Here is a 17,733-nt window from a genome sequence, read left to right on the forward strand (position 1 = left end):
CCGCTCAGCCCCGGCGGCGCTTGACCGCCTGCGAGAGCGTGTCCAGCACCTGAACCGAGTCTTCCCAGCCCAGGCAGGCGTCGGTGATGCTCTTGCCGTATTCGAGGCCCGAGAGCCGATCCTTGCCCGGCGTGAACTTCTGGGCACCGGGCTGCAGGTGGCTTTCGATCATCACGCCGAAGACGCGCTTGGAGCCGTCCGCGATCTGCCCGGCGATGTCCTTCGCCACGTCGATCTGCTTCTGGTGCTGCTTGGAGCTGTTGGCGTGGCTGCAATCGACCATCAGCGTGGGCGGCAGCTTGGCGGCTTCGAGGTCCTTGCAGGCGGCCTCGACGCTGGCGGCGTCGTAGTTGGGCGCCTTGCCGCCGCGCAGGATCACGTGGCAGTCGCGGTTGCCGTTGGTCTGCACGATCGCGACCTGGCCGTTCTTGTGGACCGAGAGGAAGTGATGGCCGCGCGCCGCCGCCTGGATGGCGTCGGTGGCGATGCGGATGTTGCCGTCCGTGCCGTTCTTGAAGCCGATGGGCGCCGACAGGCCCGAGGCCAGCTCGCGGTGCACCTGGCTTTCGGTGGTGCGCGCGCCGATGGCGCCCCAGGAGATCAGGTCGCCGATGTACTGCGGCGAGATCACGTCGAGGAACTCGCTGCCCGCCGGCAGGCCCAGGCGGTTGATGTCGATCAGCAGCTGGCGCGCGATGCGCAGGCCCTCGTCGATGCGGAAGCTCTCGTCCAGGTACGGGTCGTTGATGAGCCCCTTCCAGCCGACCGTGGTGCGCGGCTTCTCGAAGTACACCCGCATCACGATCTCCAGCGTGCCGGCGTACTTCTCGCGCTCTACCTTCAGGCGGCGGGCGTATTCGAGCGCGGCGGCCGGGTCGTGGATCGAGCAGGGCCCCATGATCACCAGCAGCCGGTCGTCCTTGCCGGCCATGATGTTGTGGATGCGCTGGCGGGTGTCCTCGATCAGCGTCTCGACCGCGGTGCCGCGGATGGGGAAGAAACGGATGAGGTGTTCGGGAGGCGGGAGCACGTTGATGTCCTTGATGCGTTCGTCGTCGGTCTTGCTGGTTTTTTCGACGCGCGCATACCAGCTGTCGCTGGTGGGGGAGTTGTTCGTGCTCATGGTGCTTCTTCCTTGTGTGCTGCTGGAGTTGGAATCGGGGGGACAAGAAAAAACCGCCGGGGCTTGAGGCCACCGGCGGTTTGAGGAGGGTATTCGTGTGTGCTGTTTACGCGCTCGCCTCTCGTCCGCCGGAAACCGGGAACCAAAAGTAGGCAAAAAAGTAAGCGCGGACGGCGGACATGGGGTGGCAATGTAGCACGGAAAAGCAAAACCCGGTCAAGGGACCGGGCTCGCCGTTGTTTACCGGTAGCCCGATTCGTTGGGGTTGTGGATGATCCAGATCAGGTTGCCGGAGGAGAAGTCCCCCATGCCGCCGCCAGCGAAGATCAGGCGTCCCTGGCCCTTGTAGGTCATCTCGAAGCGATGGCGGTCGCTGCCGAAATAGAAGGGAATGAAGGCCTTGCCGGTTACATATGCGCCCTGGTCCGTCGGCGGGCCGGCGAGGTCGGTGACCTGCTTGGCGCTCATGCCGATCTGCAGCCGTGCGAACTTGCTGTTGCGGGCCGGATTGCCGGTGATCTCGCCTTCGTAGCCGTTCAGGCCCTTCACGGTGCGGCCGCTGCCGGCCTCGACCTTGGACGAGTCGATCACGTTGCCCTGGGCGTCCATGCCGGCCTTGGCCCCGCCGCGCGCGGCGGGTGCCGCAGCGGCGGCAGGCGCCGCCTCGGGCTGGCTACCCGAGCCGCCGCGGGATGCGCAACCCGCGGTGGCCAGCGCCACCACGGCGGTCACGGCCCACAGCAGGGCGGGCGAATTGATCCTGTTCCCCATCGAGATGCTCCTTGAATGCGTTGTTCGCAAGAAAAGGAGCGCAGCTTAGCAACGGGAGGAAACGGTCCACAAGTGCCGAAAGTCCTAAGCCGTTCCACCTACAGTCAGGCCGTCGATGCGCAGGGTGGGCTGGCCCACGCCCACAGGCACGCTCTGGCCTTCCTTGCCGCAGGTGCCCACGCCCGAGTCGAGCGCCATGTCGTTGCCGATCATGGTCACGCGGGTGAGCGCGTCGGGGCCGTTGCCCACGATGGTCGCGCCCTTCACCGGATACTGGATCTTCCCGTTCTCGACCCAGTAAGCCTCGCTGGCGGAGAAGACGAACTTGCCGCTGGTGATGTCGACCTGCCCGCCGCCGAAGTTGGTGGCGTACAGGCCCTTCTTGATGCTGGCGACGATTTCCCCAGGTTCCTTGTCGCCGCCGAGCATGTAGGTGTTGGTCATGCGCGGCATCGGCACGTGTGCGTAGCTTTCGCGGCGGCCGTTGCCGGTGGGCTTGACCTTCATGAGGCGCGCGTTGAGCGCGTCCTGGATGTAGCCCTTGAGGATGCCGTCCTCGATCAGCACGTTGCGCTGGCTGGCGTTGCCCTCGTCGTCCACGTTGAGCGAGCCGCGGCGGTCGGCAATCGTGCCGTCGTCGAGCACCGTCACGCCCTTGGCCGCCACGCGCTGGCCGATGCGGCCCGAGAACGCGCTCGAGCCCTTGCGGTTGAAGTCGCCCTCCAGCCCGTGGCCGATGGCTTCGTGCAGCAGTATGCCGGGCCAGCCGGAGCCGAGCACCACCGTCATCTCGCCGGCCGGAGCCGGGCGCGCGTCGAGGTTGGTCAGCGCCGCCTTCACGGCGTGGTCGACGTACTCGGCGATCTGCTCGTCGGTGAAGTAAGCCAGGCCGAAGCGCCCGCCGCCGCCGCCGGAGCCGATCTCGCGGCGGCCATTCTGCTCGGCGATCACGGTGACCGACAGGCGTACCAGAGGCCGCACGTCGGCGGCCAGCGTGCCGTCGGCGCGGGCCACCAGCACCACGTCGTACTCGCTCGCCAGCCCCGCCATCACCTGCGCCACGCGCGGGTCGCGCGAGCGGGCGAGCTTCTCGACCTTCTCGAGCAGCTTCACCTTGGCGGTGCTGTCGAGCGTGGCGATGGGGTCGATGCCCTGGTAGAGGGAGCGGCTGGAGGCGATCTTGCGGGCCGCCGTCTTCACGCGGCCGGTGCGCCCGGCGGAGGAAATGGAGCGCACGGTGCGCGCCGCGTCGAGCAGCGAAGCCTCGGAAATGTCGTCGGAATAGGCAAAAGCGGTCTTCTCGCCGCTGACCGCGCGCACGCCGACGCCCTGGTCGATGCTGAAGCTGCCGGTCTTGACGATGCCTTCCTCGAGGCTCCAGCCTTCGCTGCGGGTGTACTGGAAGTACAGGTCGGCGTCGTCCACCCGGTGCGCGGTGATCTCGGCCAGGGCCCTGCTCAGGTGCGATTCGTCGAGGCCGAACGGCGTGAGAAGAAGCTGTTGCGCCGTGGCGAGGCGCTCGATGGTGGGTTCGCGGGAGATCATTGCGGGATTCTATGGCTCGCTCTCGGGCTGCGCGCACTTCGTGTCGCTTCGCCTTCCCCCTTCCGGGGGCAACACCAGCGGCCGGCAAAGCCGGTTCCGCGGTGTTCCTGGCATCCTCAGTTCTGGGCCAGCTTCCGGGCCCGCGCGATGGACATCAGGATGCCCAGCCCCAGCCCCAGCGTCACCATGGCCGTGCCGCCGTAGCTGATGAATGGCAGCGGCACCCCGACCACCGGCAGGATGCCGCTGACCATGCCCATGTTCACGAAGGCGTAGGTGAAGAAGATCATCGTTACCGCGCCCGCCAGCAGGCGCGAGAACAGCGTGCCCGCGTTCGCGGCGATCGCCAGCCCCCGGAAGATCAGCAGGATGAAGGCCGAGATCAGCGCCAGGTTGCCCATGAGCCCGAATTCCTCGGAATAGGCGGCGAAGATGAAGTCGGTGGTGCGCTCGGGAATGAATTCGAGGTGCGTCTGCGTGCCCTGCATGAAGCCCTTGCCGCCCACGCCGCCGGAGCCGATGGCGATCATGCCCTGGATGATGTGGAAACCCTTGCCCAGCGGGTCCTTGGTAGGGTCGAGCAGCGTGCACACGCGCTGCTTCTGGTAGTCGTGAAGCACGCGCCAGTCGACACCATCGGCGCACAGCCGCGACTCGAAGCTCACGATCAGCGTGATGGCCACCGCGCCGATCACCACCGGCGGCACGATCAGCTTCCAGGGCAGCCCGGCGAAGAAGATCACCGACAGCCCCGCCGCCAGCACCAGCAGCGAGGTGCCCAGGTCGGGCTGCTTCATGATGAGCCCCACCGGCACCGCCAGCAGCATCGTTGCCACCACGAAATCGAGAGGCCGCAGCTGGCCCTCGCGCCGCTGGAACCACCAGGCCAGCATCAGCGGCATGGCGATCTTCAGGATTTCGCTGGGCTGGATCACCACGCCCACGTTGATCCAGCGCTGGGCGCCCTTCTTGGTGATGCCGAAGAGCGCCACCGCAACAAGCAGCGCCACGCCCATGGTGTAGAGCGGCACCGCCGCCAGCATCAGCCGCTGCGGCGGCACCTGCGCCACCACGAACATGATGAAGCCGGCCAGCAGCATGTTGCGGCCGTGGTCGACGAAACGGGTTCCGTGGTCGTACCCAGATGAATACATGGTGAGCAGCCCGGCGAAGGCGAGCAGCAGCACGGCGAAGGCCAGGAAGCCGTCGAAGCCCTGGAAGACGGGCGCGATTCGACGCGCCAGGGAGGGCTGATTGAACACGGCGGACATGAGGGCGGATTATCCCAGCCCCGCCGGCCCCCTCAATCGAATTCGAGCTGAACGACCGTGCGCCCGGGTCGGCTTTCAACCGTCAGGCGCGCGCCGATGGCCCCGGAGCGCTCCGCCAGCGAACGCGGCATGTGCTTGGCGGTGTCGAAGCCCCTGCCGTTGTCGATCACCCGCAGCTGCACCGTCTTGCCCTGCATGCCGGCCTCGAAGCGCAGCACGGTGGCATCGGCGTGCCGCAGCACATTGGAGATCGACTCGAACAGCAGGAACTGCAGCTGCCGCATGCCGTGCGCGTCCAGCCCCTGCACCGGCTCCACCTCGTCCACCGCCCATTCGAACTCGATGCCCGAGGACGCCAGCCGCGGCTCCAGCCGGTAGCGTGCCGCCGCGAGCAGCGCACCCACGTCGCCCGGCGGCAGGTGGATGGAATCGATCTGCAGCTTGAGCTGGTCCAGCGAATCGCGCAGCGTGCGCAGCAGGTCGCCAGAGCTGCTCTGGCCCGACTGCAGCTGGCGGATGGCCGAGCTGATGTGCGAGCCCACGCCGTCGTGCATCTCGCGCAGGATGCGCTCGCGCTCGTGGGTGCGCGCCTGCACCTGCGCCGCGGCCTCGAGTTCGGCATAGGTGGCCGCCAGCTCGCGCTCGCGCTGTGCCACGCGCTCGGCCAGAGCCGCGACCGAGCCGCGCGCCTGCTGGGCTGCCGTGCGGAAGCGCCGCAGCACGATCAGGAGGAGTACCGCGCCGAAGAACACCGACGAATAGCGCACCCAGGTCGTTTCATCGTAGGCGTCGCTCAGGCGCACCACCAGCCAGTCACGCGCGGCGAAGGCCACCGTGACCAGCGCCGCGCCGGCCATCATCAGTCGGTCGTCGTTCGGGCGGCGCAGCGTGGCGAGGGCGAAGGCGGCGACGAAGGCGGCAACGAACACGAGCTCCACGGCAAGCCAGCCGGTGTACCACTCCGGCTCGTCCCGCTGCAGCGACAGCGTGCTGAACAGCAACGTGCCGGCCACGATGCCGGCCACCGGCCAGCGCACCCAGCGGTGGCGATGCTCGCTCGCCCAGCCCGCGAGGTGGTAGACGAACATCATGGAAGCGGCGGCCCAGCCGGCATAGAGGGCCGCCATCAGCACGCCCCACGCCCCCCACGATAGCGGCGGCTCGGCGACCAGCCCGTCGACCATGCGCACCGCCCAGAAGATCTCCGCCAGCGCGGCCCAGAAGTAGATGCCCACGCGCCGCGGCATACCGCTTGCATCGGCATCGAGCTGCGTGAGCCACAGCGCCAGCGCGATGCCGCCCACGATCAGGCTGAAGGCCATCAGCAGCACCGAGCCGGTGAAGCGCCATGCGTTGGCGCTCTCGAAGAGCTCGTTGCGCACCGAGGCGGCCGGCCCGATAACCACCTGCGAGAGCCCCGCGAGACGGGCGGAGTCTGCATGCAGCCGGATCTGCAGCAGGTTGTCACCCTTGCGCAGCAGCTTGCCGGGCACGGGCACGTAGATGGGTGCCTTGGCGTAGTCGGCGTCGTTGCCGCGCTTCATGTCGCCATAGGTCTGCAGCAGCGTGTCGTTGAGCTGCACCTCGAAGACGTTGCCCACGCGCGGGATGAAGATGCCCCACGGCGTCTCGGGCTCGGCCTCGAGCGTGAAGGGCAGCTCGAAGCTGGCGGTGCCGGGGCGTCCGTTGTGCTGCCGGTCCCAGTGGTAGGACAGCTCGACCGGCTCCGTGCGCGTGACGCCGTCCACCGTGGTCGTCACCGTGCCCTGGCGCAGCTCGATCGGCGCCTCGGCGGCGGCCGCGACGCCAAGGCCGAAAAGGCCGGCGAGGCCCATCACGAGCATCGCCAGCCATGGCATCAGCAGCGACACCCGGTTCGGTCGCATCTGCACTCAGCCCGGATGGGACAACAGGCCGAGACGCGTCGCTTCGAAGACCGCCTCGCTCTTGGAATGCACCGCGAGCTTTCCGTAGAGATTCTTGATGTGGGTCTGCACCGTGTGAACGCTCAGGCCCTTGAGCCTGGCGATCTCGGCATAGGAAAAACCGCGCGCGATCAGCGTCAGCACCTCGTGCTCGCGCGCCGAGAGCAGACCGCGGTCGGTTTCCTCGGCCGCTGCCTCGGGCACCGAGCCCGGTGCCGCGCCGGTGGGCGCCGCCGTCTGCAGGCTGCGGTACTTGGCGAGCACGCGCCGCGCGATCATGGGCGAGATCGGCGAGGCGCCGGCCTTCATCTCGACGATGGTCTGAGCGATGTCCTCGGGCGCCGCGTCTTTATGGATGTAGCCCACGGCACCGGCCTCGATGCTGGCGAGGACGTTTTCCTCGTCGCCGAAGACCGACACCACCAGCGGCTCGCAGCCCGGAAAGCGCGAGACGGCCTCGCGGATCACGTCGAGCCCGGTGCCGTCGGGCATGCCGAGGTCTACCAGCAATACGTCGGGAATGGTGGTGGTGCGGGAGAGCCAGCCCAGCGCTTCCTGCACGGTGCCCGCGCTGCCGAGCCAGAAAAGGCGCGGGCTGCGCTGCACGCTCGCCTCGAAAAAGGCGCGCGCGCGGCTGTCATCTTCGACCACGAGCACGCCCCAGCGGCGTAGCGTCGCGTCGTCCTGAGCCTCAATGTTCATTCCTCCGAGCATAAGCCTCGGCGCGCACCGGGAATCGGCACACACCTCCCCCGTTCATGGGATATGCCCGACAACATGCCTGCACGAAACTCTCGGCGCTTTTTTGCCGGGGATATCCATGCCCTCCTGCGCAGATGAAGTAGCCGGAATGTAGGTCATTCATGCCGTGCAGACCACGGCCTGAGTACTTTTGGATTCCAGATGCATGACGCGCTCCTGGCAAGGGCATGCGCAACACCGGCGTGCCCGGGGGCTCAGTAAGCTATGGCTTTACCGAAGAACCCGTACAGCCGGGTTTTTTGTATGTTGGAAGCGGCCTCGCGAGAACAGACCTCATGCAGAATTACCTGGTCCCGGCAAGCGAGGTGCGGCCACCGCACCTCCCTTCTTTTTCTCGCATGGATCCGCAAACCACTCACCTGCTCTACCTGCACGGTTTCCGCTCCTCGCCTCGTTCGACCAAAGCCCGGCTCGTCGCGGACCGCGTCGCGCGGCGGCATCCGAACCTGCAATGGTGGTGCCCGCAGCTGCCGCCGTCGCCGCACGACGCCATCGACATGGTGATGAAGGGCATCACGCACTGGCCGCGCAAGTCGATGGCGGTGGTGGGCTCGTCGCTCGGCGGCTATTACGCCACCTACGTGGCCGGCATGACGCGTTGCCGTGCGGTGCTGCTCAACCCGGCGGTACATCCCGCGCGCGACCTCATGCGCTACATCGGCGACCAGACAGCCTGGCACGACCCGGCCGAGCATTTCTACTTCCGTCCCGAATACATCCACGAGCTTCGCGCGATGGAAGTCGGCCCGCTCACGCGGCCCGAGCGCGTGTTCGCCATCATCGCCAAGGGCGACGAGGCGCTCGACTGGCACGAGATGTCGGCGCGCTACCCCGACAGCAACATCAAGCTGCTCGAAGGCGGCGACCACGCGCTGTCCGACTTCGAAAAGGCCCACCTCGACGACGTGATGGCCTTCATCAACCCGGTCTGAGCACTCCCCCAGGCTTCCCTCACTTCGTGTCGCTACGCCACCCCCCTCGCTGGGGGCGATGCCTGCGGCCCGGCAAAGGCGGTTCCGCGGCATCCCCGGAATGGGAGTGCCGGGTTCAGCATGGGACAATCTAGGGATGTTTGTATTGTTTGAAGAAGCCGGCAAGTACCTCGGCGGCCGCGTGCTGTCGGAGGCCGAAGCATCGGCGCAGGTCGAGCTCGACACCGGCAAGCGCGTCAAGGTCAAGGGCGCCAACATCGTCCTGCGTTTCGAGAAGCCCGCGCCCGCCGACCTGATCGCCGAGGCGCGCACGCTCGCCGCCGGCATGGACCTCGACCTCGCCTGGGAGTTCGCGCCCGAAGGCGAATTCGGCTTCGCCGAGCTGGCCGCCGAGTATTTCAGCGAGAAGCCCTCGCTCGCCCAGCAGGCCGCCGCCCTGTTCGCGCTGTTCGAGGCTCCGCACTATTTCCGCCGCGCCGGCAAGGGCCGGTTCAAGAAGGCTCCGGCAGAGATCGTCCAGCAGGCGCTGGCCGCCATCGAGAAGAAGAAGGCCATCCAGGCGCAGATCGCCGAATGGGCCGTGCAACTGGCCGAGGGCGTGTGCCCGGCGCCCGTGCGCGAGCAGCTCTACAAGATTCTCTTCCGCCCCGACAAGAACGCCGCCGAATACAAGGCCGTGGTCGAGGCGGCTCGCGCCACGCAGCGTGCGCCGCTCGACCTGCTGGAGCGCGCCGGCGCGATCGACTCGCCCTACCAGTTCCACTGGCGGCGCTTCCTGTTCGAGAACTTCCCCAAGGGCACCGGCTTCCCGGCGCTCGCGGCGCCCGCCATCGCCGACGACCTGCCGCTGGCCGAGGGCGTGCAGGCCTTCTCCATCGACGACTCGCAGACCACCGAGATCGACGACGCGCTCTCGGTGCAGGGCCTGGGCTCGGGCACCGTCACGGTCGGCATCCACATCGCCGCACCGGCGCTGGCGCTGACGCCGGGCAGCCCCATCGACAACGTGGCGCGCGCGCGCATGTCCACGGTCTACATGCCGGGCTACAAGATCACGATGCTGCCCGACGAGGTGGTCGACACCTACACGCTGCTCGAAGGCGGCGACCGCCCGGCCGTGTCGCTCTACGCGCGCTTCGACGAAGCCACGCTGGAGCTGCAGGGCACCGAGACGAAGCTGGAGCGGGTGCCCATCGTGGCCAATCTGCGCCACGACCAGCTCGACACGGTTGTCACGCAGCAGTGGCTCGAAGACGCCACCTTCAATGTCGACAACACGCCCGAGGCCGCGACCCGCATGCGCGCGCCGCTGTCTTTCCTGTTCCGCCTCGCAAAGCAGCTGAAGGCGCAGCGCGAGGTGATGCGCGGCAAGCCCGAGAACTTCAACCGGCCCGACTACAACTTCCGCCTCGTCGGCAACGACGGCGCGGAGCCCACCGGCAGCGAGCAGGTGCAGATCAGCACGCGCCAGCGCGGCGCGCCGCTCGACCTGATCGTGTCCGAAGCGATGATCCTGGCCAACAGCAGCTGGGGCGGCTGGCTCGGCGAACTCGGCGTGCCGGGGCTCTACCGCAGCCAGGCCAGCCTCGCGCCCGGCATCAAGGTGCGCATGGGCACGCGCGCGCTGCCGCACGCCGGCCTGGGCGTGAAGAGCTACGCCTGGAGCACCTCGCCGCTGCGCCGCTACACCGACCTGGTGAACCAGTGGCAGATCATCGCGGCCGCGCGCCATGGCAAGACCGCCGCGCTGGCCGCGCCGTTCAAGCCGAAGGACGCCGACCTGTTCTCCATCCTCTCGGGGTTCGACGCGGCCTACGCCGCCTACAACGCCTACCAGGGCGGCATGGAGCGCTTCTGGACGCTGAAGTACCTGCAGCAGCAGGGCGTCACCGAGCTGGAGGCCACCGTCATCAAGGACATGCCCAACGGCGCGCTGGTGCGTGCCGACACGCTTCCGCTGGTGTTCCCCGTGGCCGGGCAGCAGGAGCGCGGCGCGCGCCTGCGGGTGAAGCTCGGCGAGATCGACGAGATCGCCCTCGACGTGAGCGGCACGGTGCTCGAACGCCTCGACACGCCGAAGGCCGGCGAGGCCGCCGCCGAGGAGGAAGGCGACGACGGGGAAGAAGAAGTGGTCGCGGGCCCGATCGCCATTGCCGTCGACCTGAACGACAGCGAGGCCGCCCCCGAAGAAAAAACGCCTGCATGAACCCCGGCGGATCGTCCGGAGAAATGCGGCCCCTGGAGGAGTCTAGAGAATGAACTTCAAGGACCTCAGCACGCTGCAGATCGCTCTGGGCGTGTCGGTCGTTGTACACGCGGCGCTGCTCACGGTGCGCTTCGTCGATCCCGAATCCTTCAACAAGGTCTTCAGCGACACGCCGCTCGAAGTGATCCTGGTCAACACCAGGACCAACGACAAGCCCGACCCCGCCGCCCGGCTGCGCGCGCAGACCTCGCTCGCGGGCGGCGGCGACCTCGACAAGGGCCGTGCCACCAGCCCGCTGCCGCCGTCGAGCTTCACCACAGTGGGCGACTCGTTCGAGGACGCCCAGCGCAAGGTCGACGCCATGCAGGCCGAGCAGATGCAGATGCTCACCCAGCTCAAGCGCGACCTGGCCGCGATGCCCGCGCCCGATCCGCGCAACGCCGGCGATCCTTCCGAGGCCAGGGCGCAGGAGGAAAAGCGCCGCCAGATGATCAACCTGCTGGCCGAGATCGAGCGCCGCGTGAACGAGGAGAACGCGCGCCCCAAGAAACGCTTCCTGAGCCCCTTCACGCGCGAGGCCGCCTTCGCCACCTACGTCGATTCGCTGCGCCGCCGCGTGGAGGCGCAGGGCACGGCCAACTTCCCGACGCTGGCCGGCAAGAAGCTCTACGGCGAGCTCACGATGACCATCACCGTCAACTTCGACGGCCGCCTGCTCTCGACGGTGGTCGACGAAAGCTCGGGCGTGCCCGTGCTGGACAAGCGCGCCCAGGCCATCGTCGCGAGCGTCGGTAACTTCGGCACCTTCACCGACGCGATGCGCAAGGAGCACGCGGACCAGATCGTGATCCGGCCGCACTTCCGCTTCGCGCACGACGGCTCGGTCGAACTCTCCTCGCAGTAACCGGAATCCGGAAAGCAGCCGCACCTCAACGACAGGCGCAATCAGAAAAGGCAGACACCATGGACCTGTACTGTGTCATGGGCAACCCCGTCGAGCACAGCCGCTCACCCCGCATCCACGCGCGCTTCGCGCAGCTCTGCGGCCAGCAGATCGAGTACGGCCGGCGGCTGATTCCACTCGGCGCGTTCGCCGAAGGCATCGCGGCCTTCCGAAGCGAAGCCGCAGAACGCGGCGACGTCGCGCGCGGCTGCAACGTCACCGTGCCCTTCAAGTTCGAGGCCGCCGCGCTCGCGCAGCACACCAGCGAACGCGCCCTGCTCGCGCAGGCGGTGAACACGCTGCGCTTCGAGGCCGACGGCGGCATCCATGCGGACAACACCGACGGCATCGGGCTGGTCAACGACATCGTGCGCAACGCGGGCGTGCCGCTTCAGGGCAAGGCGCTGCTGCTGATCGGCGCGGGCGGCGCCGCTGCCGGTGTGCTGGGCCCGTTGCTCGACGCGGGCGCCTCGCGCGTCGTGGTCGCGAACCGCACCGTGGAAAAGGCCGTCGAGCTGGTGCGCCGCCATGCGGCCATCGCGTTGCGCCACGGCGCCTCGCTCGAAGCCTGGGCGCTCGACGAAGTGCCGGGCGCCTTCGACGTGGTGGTCAACGCCACCGCCTCCAGCCTCGCGGGCGACGCGGTGCCGGTGAAGGCCAGCGTGCTGCGCGAAGGTGGGCTCGCGGTCGACATGATGTACGGACCGGCTGCTGCGGGCTTCATGGCGTGGGCCAAGGCGCACGGCGCGGTGGCGCGCGACGGGCTCGGCATGCTGGTCGAGCAGGCGGCCGAGTCCTTCGAGATCTGGCGCGGCGTGCGGCCGCCTTCGGCGCAGGTGCTGGCCGAGATCCGCGCCGAGCTGAAATAAATGAAGGCCGTGCTGCGCCTCATCGCCTGCCTCGCGGTGGCGGGCGTGGCACTGCAGTTGTTCTTCGTGGTGCGCATCGCGGCGATGGCTGTGATCGATCCGCAGAGCACCGCCTTCCAGCGCTCCGAGGCTTTCCAGATCGCGGTTCATGAAGGCCGCGGCGGAGGCTGGCGCCAGGAGTGGGTGCCCTACGCGCAGATCAACGACACCCTCAAGCGAGCGGTGATCGCGAGCGAGGATTCCGGCTTCGTCGACCACAACGGCGTTGAGTGGGAGGCCATCGAGCGGGCACGCCAGCGCAACGCGAAGGCCGAGGAGCTGGCCGCCAGGCGGGCCGCGCGAGCCACGGCGCGCGGCAAGCCGGTGCGGCCCGTGCAGCTGCGCGGCGGCTCCACCATCACGCAGCAGCTCGCGAAGAACCTGCTGCTGTCGGGCGAGCGCACCATGCTGCGCAAGGGGCAGGAGCTGGTGCTGGCGACGCTGCTCGAGGTGCTGCTCGACAAGCGGCGCATCCTGGAGATCTACCTCAACAGCGTCGAGTGGGGCGAAGGCGTTTTCGGCGCCGAGGCGGCATCGCAGTACTACTTCCGCAAGCCGGCCTCGCGCCTGAGCGCCAACGAGGCCGCGCGCCTCGCGGTGATGCTGCCCAGCCCCAAGTTCTTCGAGAGGCGCCCCGGCTCGCCCTACCTGAGCGGGCGCGCCTCCACCGTCATGGCGCGGATGCCCGCGGCCGAGCTGCCCTGAGCGACGCGCCGCGCAGGCCTTCGATGGCCAGCACGGCGACAAAGCCGATGGTGTAGGCCAGCACGTCCCACCAGTCGGCCGTGCTGCCGAGCACGATGCGCAGCGCGCGGTTCGGAATGTGCAGGTGCCACGCCGCCGCGAAGTACTGCCCGAGTTCGACGGCAAGGCCCACGCCCAGCGCGGCCAGTGCCAGCGGCAGCACGCGCGCGCCGATCGCGGTCTTGAACACGAAGTACACCCACACCACGGCCAGCACGTCGCCGAAGAAGCTGCGCAGCCAGCCCCAGCGCGCGCCGGCGGTGGCCAGCAGCAGCAATACGAGAAACAGGGCCACCGCCCACGCCAGTGAAAGAGGATCGAAACGCCATCGCATGACCCGTATCATCGCGCCCATATGCTGGCAAAGCTCACGGGTTGGCTGCTTCTTGGGATCGTCCGCCTGCTCACGGGCGCGCAGGCGCGCTGGTACGGCTGTCCGCCCAAGGCCGAGCAGCGCATCTACTTCGCCAACCACCAGAGCCACGCCGACCTGGTGATGATCTGGGCGGCGCTGCCGGAAGAACTGCGCAGCATCACGCGGCCCATCGCGGCGCGCGACTACTGGGCCAACACGCCGGTCAAGCGCTGGATCACGACGGAGGTGTTCAACGCGGTGTATGTGGAGCGGCAGGCCACGAGCGCGCCTGCCGCAGCGCCCGCTGCACCGGCAACAGCTGCTGCTCCCGAAGCGCCGCCACCGGCGCCCGCCGCACACCCCGTCGCCCGAACACTGGACGATCGCATCGAGCCCTCGATGGAGCCGCTGCTGCCCCTGACCCCGCCGGCACCGCCCGCCGAGACCGTACCCGGCGCGCAAGGCCGGCTCGACCTGCCCGAGCCCCCTGCCCCACCGCCCCCGCCGCCAGCTGAACCACCACCGCCCGCGGCGCCCGAACCCGCGCCTGCACCGACTGCCCCTGCCCCCGACCCGCTCGCTCCGCTCGTCGAAGCACTGCGCAGCGGCGACTCGATCATCATCTTTCCCGAGGGCACGCGCGGCCATACCGGCGAGCCGCAGAAGTTCAAGTCGGGCCTCTACACGCTGGCCACCATGTTCCCCGAGGTGGTGCTGGTTCCGGCGTGGATCGACAACGTGCAGCGCGTCATGCCCAAGGGCGAGATCGTGCCGGTGCCGATCCTGTGCTCAGTCACCTTCGGCGCGCCGATCCGCGTGGAGCAGGACGAAGAACGCCGCCCCTTCCTCGACCGGGCGCGCGCCGCCGTGATCGCCTTGCGCGACGTCTGACGACGACATGAACCAGTTCCTGCGCAGCCTCAGCCCGACCCAGCAGGTCGCGGCGCTCTTTCTCATCGTCTTCGGCGTGCTCGCGATCGCGAGCACCGCCGCCCTCTTCCTGGGCTTCAGGGAAAGGCGCAACCCCGTGCACGACGCCGCCTGGCAGGCCGAGCTGGCGCATTTCCGCAAGCTGCTGGGCACCACCTGGTTCATGGTGCTGGTCTTCTGGATCGGCTGGGCGCTCGGCGAGACCGTGGCCACGGTGCTGTTCGCGCTCATCTCCTTCTTCGCGCTGCGCGAGTTCATCACGCTCTCGCCCACGCGGCGCGGCGACCACCGCAGCCTGATCCTCGCCTTCTTCGTGGTGCTGCCGATCCAGTTCTGGCTGGTGGCCACGGCGCGCTTCGACCTGTTCACCGTGTTCATCCCGGTGTACGTGTTCCTCGCGATCCCGGTGGCCAGCGCGCTGGCCAACGACCCGAGCCAGTTCCTGGAGCGCAACGCCAAGCTGCAGTGGGGCATCATGGTCTGCGTCTACGGCATGAGCCACGTGCCGGCGCTGCTGCTGCTGAGCTTTCCGGGCTACGAGGGCAAGAGCGCGTTCCTCGTGTTCTTCCTGGTGTTCGTGGTGCAGACCTCGGTGCTGGTGCAGCACCTGATCTCGCGGCGCATGCAGCGCGAGCCCTTCGCGCCCAACGTGAGCCGCAGCTTCAACTGGACCAGCTGGGCCATCGGCATCGCGGTGGCGAGCCTGGTGGGCGCGCTGTTCTCGTTCATCACGCCCTTCAGGTTCGGGCAGGCGCTGGCGGTGTCGGTCATCGCCTGCATCTCGGGCTCGATGGGGCACCTGGTGATGAAGGCGCTCAAGCGCGACCGGGGCATTCCGAACTGGGGCCGCAAGGATGCGGGCGTGACCGGCGCCAACGGGCTGCTGGATCGCGTCGATGCGCTGTGCTTCGCGGCGCCGATCTTCTTCCACTCGATCCGCTGGTACTTCAACGCATGAACTTGGCTAACCCCCAGGCTGCGCGCACTTCGTGTCGCTTCGCCAACCCCCTTGCAGGGGGCAATACCAGCGGCCCGGCAAAGCCGGTTCCGCGGTATTCCTGGAAGAACACCTGAGACAGCTCGACTCCGAGCATCGGAACGATTTGGTTCAGGCCTTGCGCCGCACCACGCGGCCGAAGACTTCCTTCGCCTTGCGACCCAGCGCCTTGGCCTTCAGCGCCTGCAGCTCGCGCGTGAGACGGGTGCGCTGCTCCGCCGAGAGCGCGGTGCCGAAGCGGCCCAGCGCGGCTTCGAGGGCCGCGCGCTGCGCCTCCACGCGCCCCTGGCGGCCTTCGGCTTCTGCGAGCCATTCACAGGCGTTGACCACGCGCTCGCGCAGCGCGGCGTCGCCCGAATCGCCGAAGCGGGCTATGAGAGTGCGATAGGCCTTGATCTGCCCGGCAGCGTCGCCCAGCTTGTCGAGCGCCCTGGCCTTGTTGATCATCGACTTGGCGGCCCAGAGTTGCAGCGAGCCTTCCCTCGCGCTGCTGGTGCGCGCGATGGCCTCGTCGTAGCAGGCCACCGCGGCTGCGAGCTGGCGGGCCAGGCGCAGCGTGGCGCCCTTGCGGAACAGCGCGCCCACCACGCGACCGCGCAGGTCGGGCAGCTCGGAATTGCCCCAGCGCGCGACGATCTCGTCGTGCACGCGCATCTCGTCGTCGTGCCGGCCGAGGCGTTCTAGCGCGGTGCTCTTGTACTGCAGGCACAGCGCGACGGTTTCCTGCATCTCGGTGGAAGGGTCGGCGCCGTAGCGAGCGTCCATGGCGTCGGCGGCGGCGATCACCTCGTCGAAACGCTCCAGCGCGACCAGGCAGAAGGACTTGTGGACCAGCGCCCGCGCGCACTGGCGGCGCAGCTCCGGATGCGGCGACGCGGCATGCGCGGCCAGCACCTCGTCGAACAGCGCGATGGCCTCGCGAGACTCGCCGGCGTCGCCGTGCCTGCGGCCCTGCCTGACCTTGTCGCGCACCTCGTCGCGAACCTCGAGCGGCAGCTCCGGCAGGTTGCCGTCGGCATCTGCCTTGCGCAGCTTCTTCAGGCAGGCCTGGCGGCCGGCGCTGGCCTTGGCGAGCGTGTCCTGCAGATCGGGCTCGGCCGCGCCCTGCAACTGCCTCGCGAGCTGCTGGTAGACCTCCAGCGCCTCTTCGGCACGGCCGAGCCGCTCGAGCAGCACGAAGCCCTTGTTGAGCAGCGCGCTCGCCACGGTGCGATGCACCACGGCGTCGGTGTCGGCGCCGAAAGTGGCGAGCAGCCGCTCGCAGGCGGCCAGCGCGGCCTCGCCGTCATCGGATTCGCGCAGGCCCACCGACCAGTCGTAGGCGCGCCGCACGGCCATGCGGCGCACCTGGGGCGAGTCATCGTGGCCGTAGCGCTCGAGCAGCCAGCCGACCAGCTCCGCGCGGTTCGCATGCTCGTCGATGCCGAAGCCGTCGAAGAAGAGCGTCAGCGCCCGCACGCCCTCGACGCGCAGCTCGGGCTCCGCAAGGGCCAGGCCGGCCTCGATCTGGTCGGCCACCGCGAGGCACATCACCTGTGCCTGCGCATGCTGCGCCAGTTCGCGAAGGTTCAGCACCGAAGCCAGGCGCGCACGCGCCACGCGCAGCACCACGCCAGGGTCGGTGCTGCTGTCGAAGCGCTCGATGACGGCCTCGAGCGTGGCCAGCGCGTCCTGCGGCAGGCCGCGGTGATGCTCGATTTCGGCCTTGAGCAGCCGGGCCTCCACGCGCCAGGCGTCGAGCGCGGCATCGGGCTGGCTGTCGAGCAGTTCACTCATGGCGTCGCAGGCTTCGCAGCGGGCGGCGGGCTCGTCGATCCACCATGTGCGCTGGTAGAGCGCATGCGCGATGTGCTCGCGGATCTCGGGCTCGGCGCGCTGGCCATGCGCCGCGATCAGGCGGTCGAGCGTGGCGAGCGCGTCGGCGCGGCGGTGCATCTGGCGCAGCATGTGGGCCAGCAGGCGCAAGGTCTGGCAGCAGGGCACGACCACGCCGGCCTCGGGCTTCGCCGCGAACTCGTCGAGCAGCCTCACGCTCGCGGCCACCGCTTCCTTGCGGCGGCCCAGATCGTCCAGCAGCTCGATACGGCGGAAGCTGGCGGCCGCGCGTTCGGCGGGATGCATCTGCAGGCGTGCGATCAAGGCTTGCACCTCGTCCAGTTGCTGCTGCGCGGAGGACTCGACTACATTCACATTCGCTTCCTTGAATGGCGCACCTCGCGCGCGGCGGGGCGGACGGTACGGACCGGGGCGCATTCTGCCCACGATCAGCCGGCTTTCGGCCCTCTCCTCGCAACTCTTTTGACAATCTTTTCCCGGGCTTA

General features: G+C 68.6%; 15 protein-coding genes. 7 read left to right on the top strand and 8 right to left on the bottom strand.

From position 1 onward, the window contains the following. Nucleotides 1-4 precede the first annotated feature (4 nt). The 6 genes from QMO14_RS12405 to QMO14_RS12430 all read right to left on the bottom strand — a co-directional run bounded on the left by QMO14_RS12405 (nucleotide 5) and on the right by QMO14_RS12430 (nucleotide 7,349). The gene (locus QMO14_RS12405) at nucleotides 5-1,123 is read right to left on the bottom strand and encodes a 3-deoxy-7-phosphoheptulonate synthase (RefSeq protein WP_301507514.1); all 1,119 of its coding nucleotides are present in this window, start codon (nucleotides 1,121-1,123) and stop codon (nucleotides 5-7) included. 240 nt (nucleotides 1,124-1,363) lie between these two features. Continuing rightward, nucleotides 1,364-1,894: a hypothetical protein gene (locus tag QMO14_RS12410; RefSeq protein WP_301507515.1), complete on the bottom strand. Its 531-nt coding sequence runs from the start codon at nucleotides 1,892-1,894 to the stop codon at nucleotides 1,364-1,366. 84 nt (nucleotides 1,895-1,978) lie between these two features. Then, nucleotides 1,979-3,439, bottom strand: a complete 1,461-nt coding sequence (gene tldD, locus QMO14_RS12415; RefSeq protein ID WP_301507516.1) for a metalloprotease TldD — start codon at nucleotides 3,437-3,439, stop codon at nucleotides 1,979-1,981. A 116-nt stretch (nucleotides 3,440-3,555) separates the two neighbouring features. Further along, on the bottom strand, nucleotides 3,556-4,710 hold the full coding sequence (rodA, locus tag QMO14_RS12420; protein WP_301507517.1) for a rod shape-determining protein RodA: 1,155 nt from the start codon (nucleotides 4,708-4,710) through the stop codon (nucleotides 3,556-3,558). 32 nt (nucleotides 4,711-4,742) lie between these two features. Next, complete coding sequence (locus QMO14_RS12425; RefSeq protein ID WP_301507518.1) at nucleotides 4,743-6,596, bottom strand: histidine kinase; 1,854 nt, start codon at nucleotides 6,594-6,596, stop codon at nucleotides 4,743-4,745. Nucleotides 6,597-6,602: 6 nt separating this feature from the next. Continuing rightward, nucleotides 6,603-7,349, bottom strand: a complete 747-nt coding sequence (locus QMO14_RS12430) for a response regulator transcription factor (RefSeq protein WP_301507519.1) — start codon at nucleotides 7,347-7,349, stop codon at nucleotides 6,603-6,605. A 386-nt stretch (nucleotides 7,350-7,735) separates the two neighbouring features. Here QMO14_RS12430 and QMO14_RS12435 point away from each other — a divergent pair, with 386 nt between their 5' ends. The 5 genes from QMO14_RS12435 (at nucleotide 7,736) to QMO14_RS12455 (ending at nucleotide 13,091) form a co-directional block, all read left to right on the top strand. After that, nucleotides 7,736-8,329 carry a YqiA/YcfP family alpha/beta fold hydrolase gene (locus QMO14_RS12435; RefSeq protein ID WP_301507520.1) on the top strand — a complete coding sequence of 198 codons (594 nt, stop codon included), beginning with the start codon at nucleotides 7,736-7,738 and terminating at the stop codon, nucleotides 8,327-8,329. A 136-nt stretch (nucleotides 8,330-8,465) separates the two neighbouring features. Continuing rightward, complete coding sequence (locus QMO14_RS12440; protein ID WP_301507521.1) at nucleotides 8,466-10,535, top strand: ribonuclease catalytic domain-containing protein; 2,070 nt, start codon at nucleotides 8,466-8,468, stop codon at nucleotides 10,533-10,535. Nucleotides 10,536-10,584: 49 nt separating this feature from the next. Beyond that, nucleotides 10,585-11,439, top strand: coding sequence for an energy transducer TonB (locus QMO14_RS12445; protein WP_301507522.1), 855 nt, complete (start codon nucleotides 10,585-10,587; stop codon nucleotides 11,437-11,439). A gap of 59 nt (nucleotides 11,440-11,498) precedes the next feature. After that, nucleotides 11,499-12,347 (top strand): shikimate dehydrogenase, encoded by an 849-nt coding sequence (gene aroE, locus QMO14_RS12450; RefSeq protein WP_301507523.1) that lies wholly within the window; start codon nucleotides 11,499-11,501, stop codon nucleotides 12,345-12,347. Then, nucleotides 12,348-13,091 (top strand): transglycosylase domain-containing protein, encoded by a 744-nt coding sequence (locus QMO14_RS12455; protein ID WP_301507524.1) that lies wholly within the window; start codon nucleotides 12,348-12,350, stop codon nucleotides 13,089-13,091. Here the strand turns inward: QMO14_RS12455 and QMO14_RS12460 are convergent. Continuing rightward, on the bottom strand, nucleotides 13,057-13,485 hold the full coding sequence (locus QMO14_RS12460) for a DUF2809 domain-containing protein (RefSeq protein ID WP_301507525.1): 429 nt from the start codon (nucleotides 13,483-13,485) through the stop codon (nucleotides 13,057-13,059). The genes QMO14_RS12455 and QMO14_RS12460 overlap by 35 nt on opposite strands. Between QMO14_RS12460 and QMO14_RS12465 the strand changes: the two genes are divergently transcribed. Beyond that, nucleotides 13,486-14,376: a lysophospholipid acyltransferase family protein gene (locus tag QMO14_RS12465; protein WP_301507526.1), complete on the top strand. Its 891-nt coding sequence runs from the start codon at nucleotides 13,486-13,488 to the stop codon at nucleotides 14,374-14,376. Between the two features lie 7 nt (nucleotides 14,377-14,383). Then, nucleotides 14,384-15,373 carry a phosphatidate cytidylyltransferase gene (locus tag QMO14_RS12470; RefSeq protein ID WP_301507527.1) on the top strand — a complete coding sequence of 330 codons (990 nt, stop codon included), beginning with the start codon at nucleotides 14,384-14,386 and terminating at the stop codon, nucleotides 15,371-15,373. 150 nt (nucleotides 15,374-15,523) lie between these two features. Here QMO14_RS12470 and QMO14_RS12475 read toward each other — a convergent pair whose 3' ends face one another. Continuing rightward, a complete protein-coding gene (locus tag QMO14_RS12475; protein WP_301507528.1) occupies nucleotides 15,524-17,602 on the bottom strand; it encodes a hypothetical protein in 2,079 nt (692 codons plus the stop codon). Nucleotides 17,603-17,733 lie beyond the last annotated feature (131 nt).

The organism is Variovorax sp. CAN15 (assembly GCF_030462475.1).
Lineage (GTDB): Bacteria > Pseudomonadota > Gammaproteobacteria > Burkholderiales > Burkholderiaceae_C > Variovorax.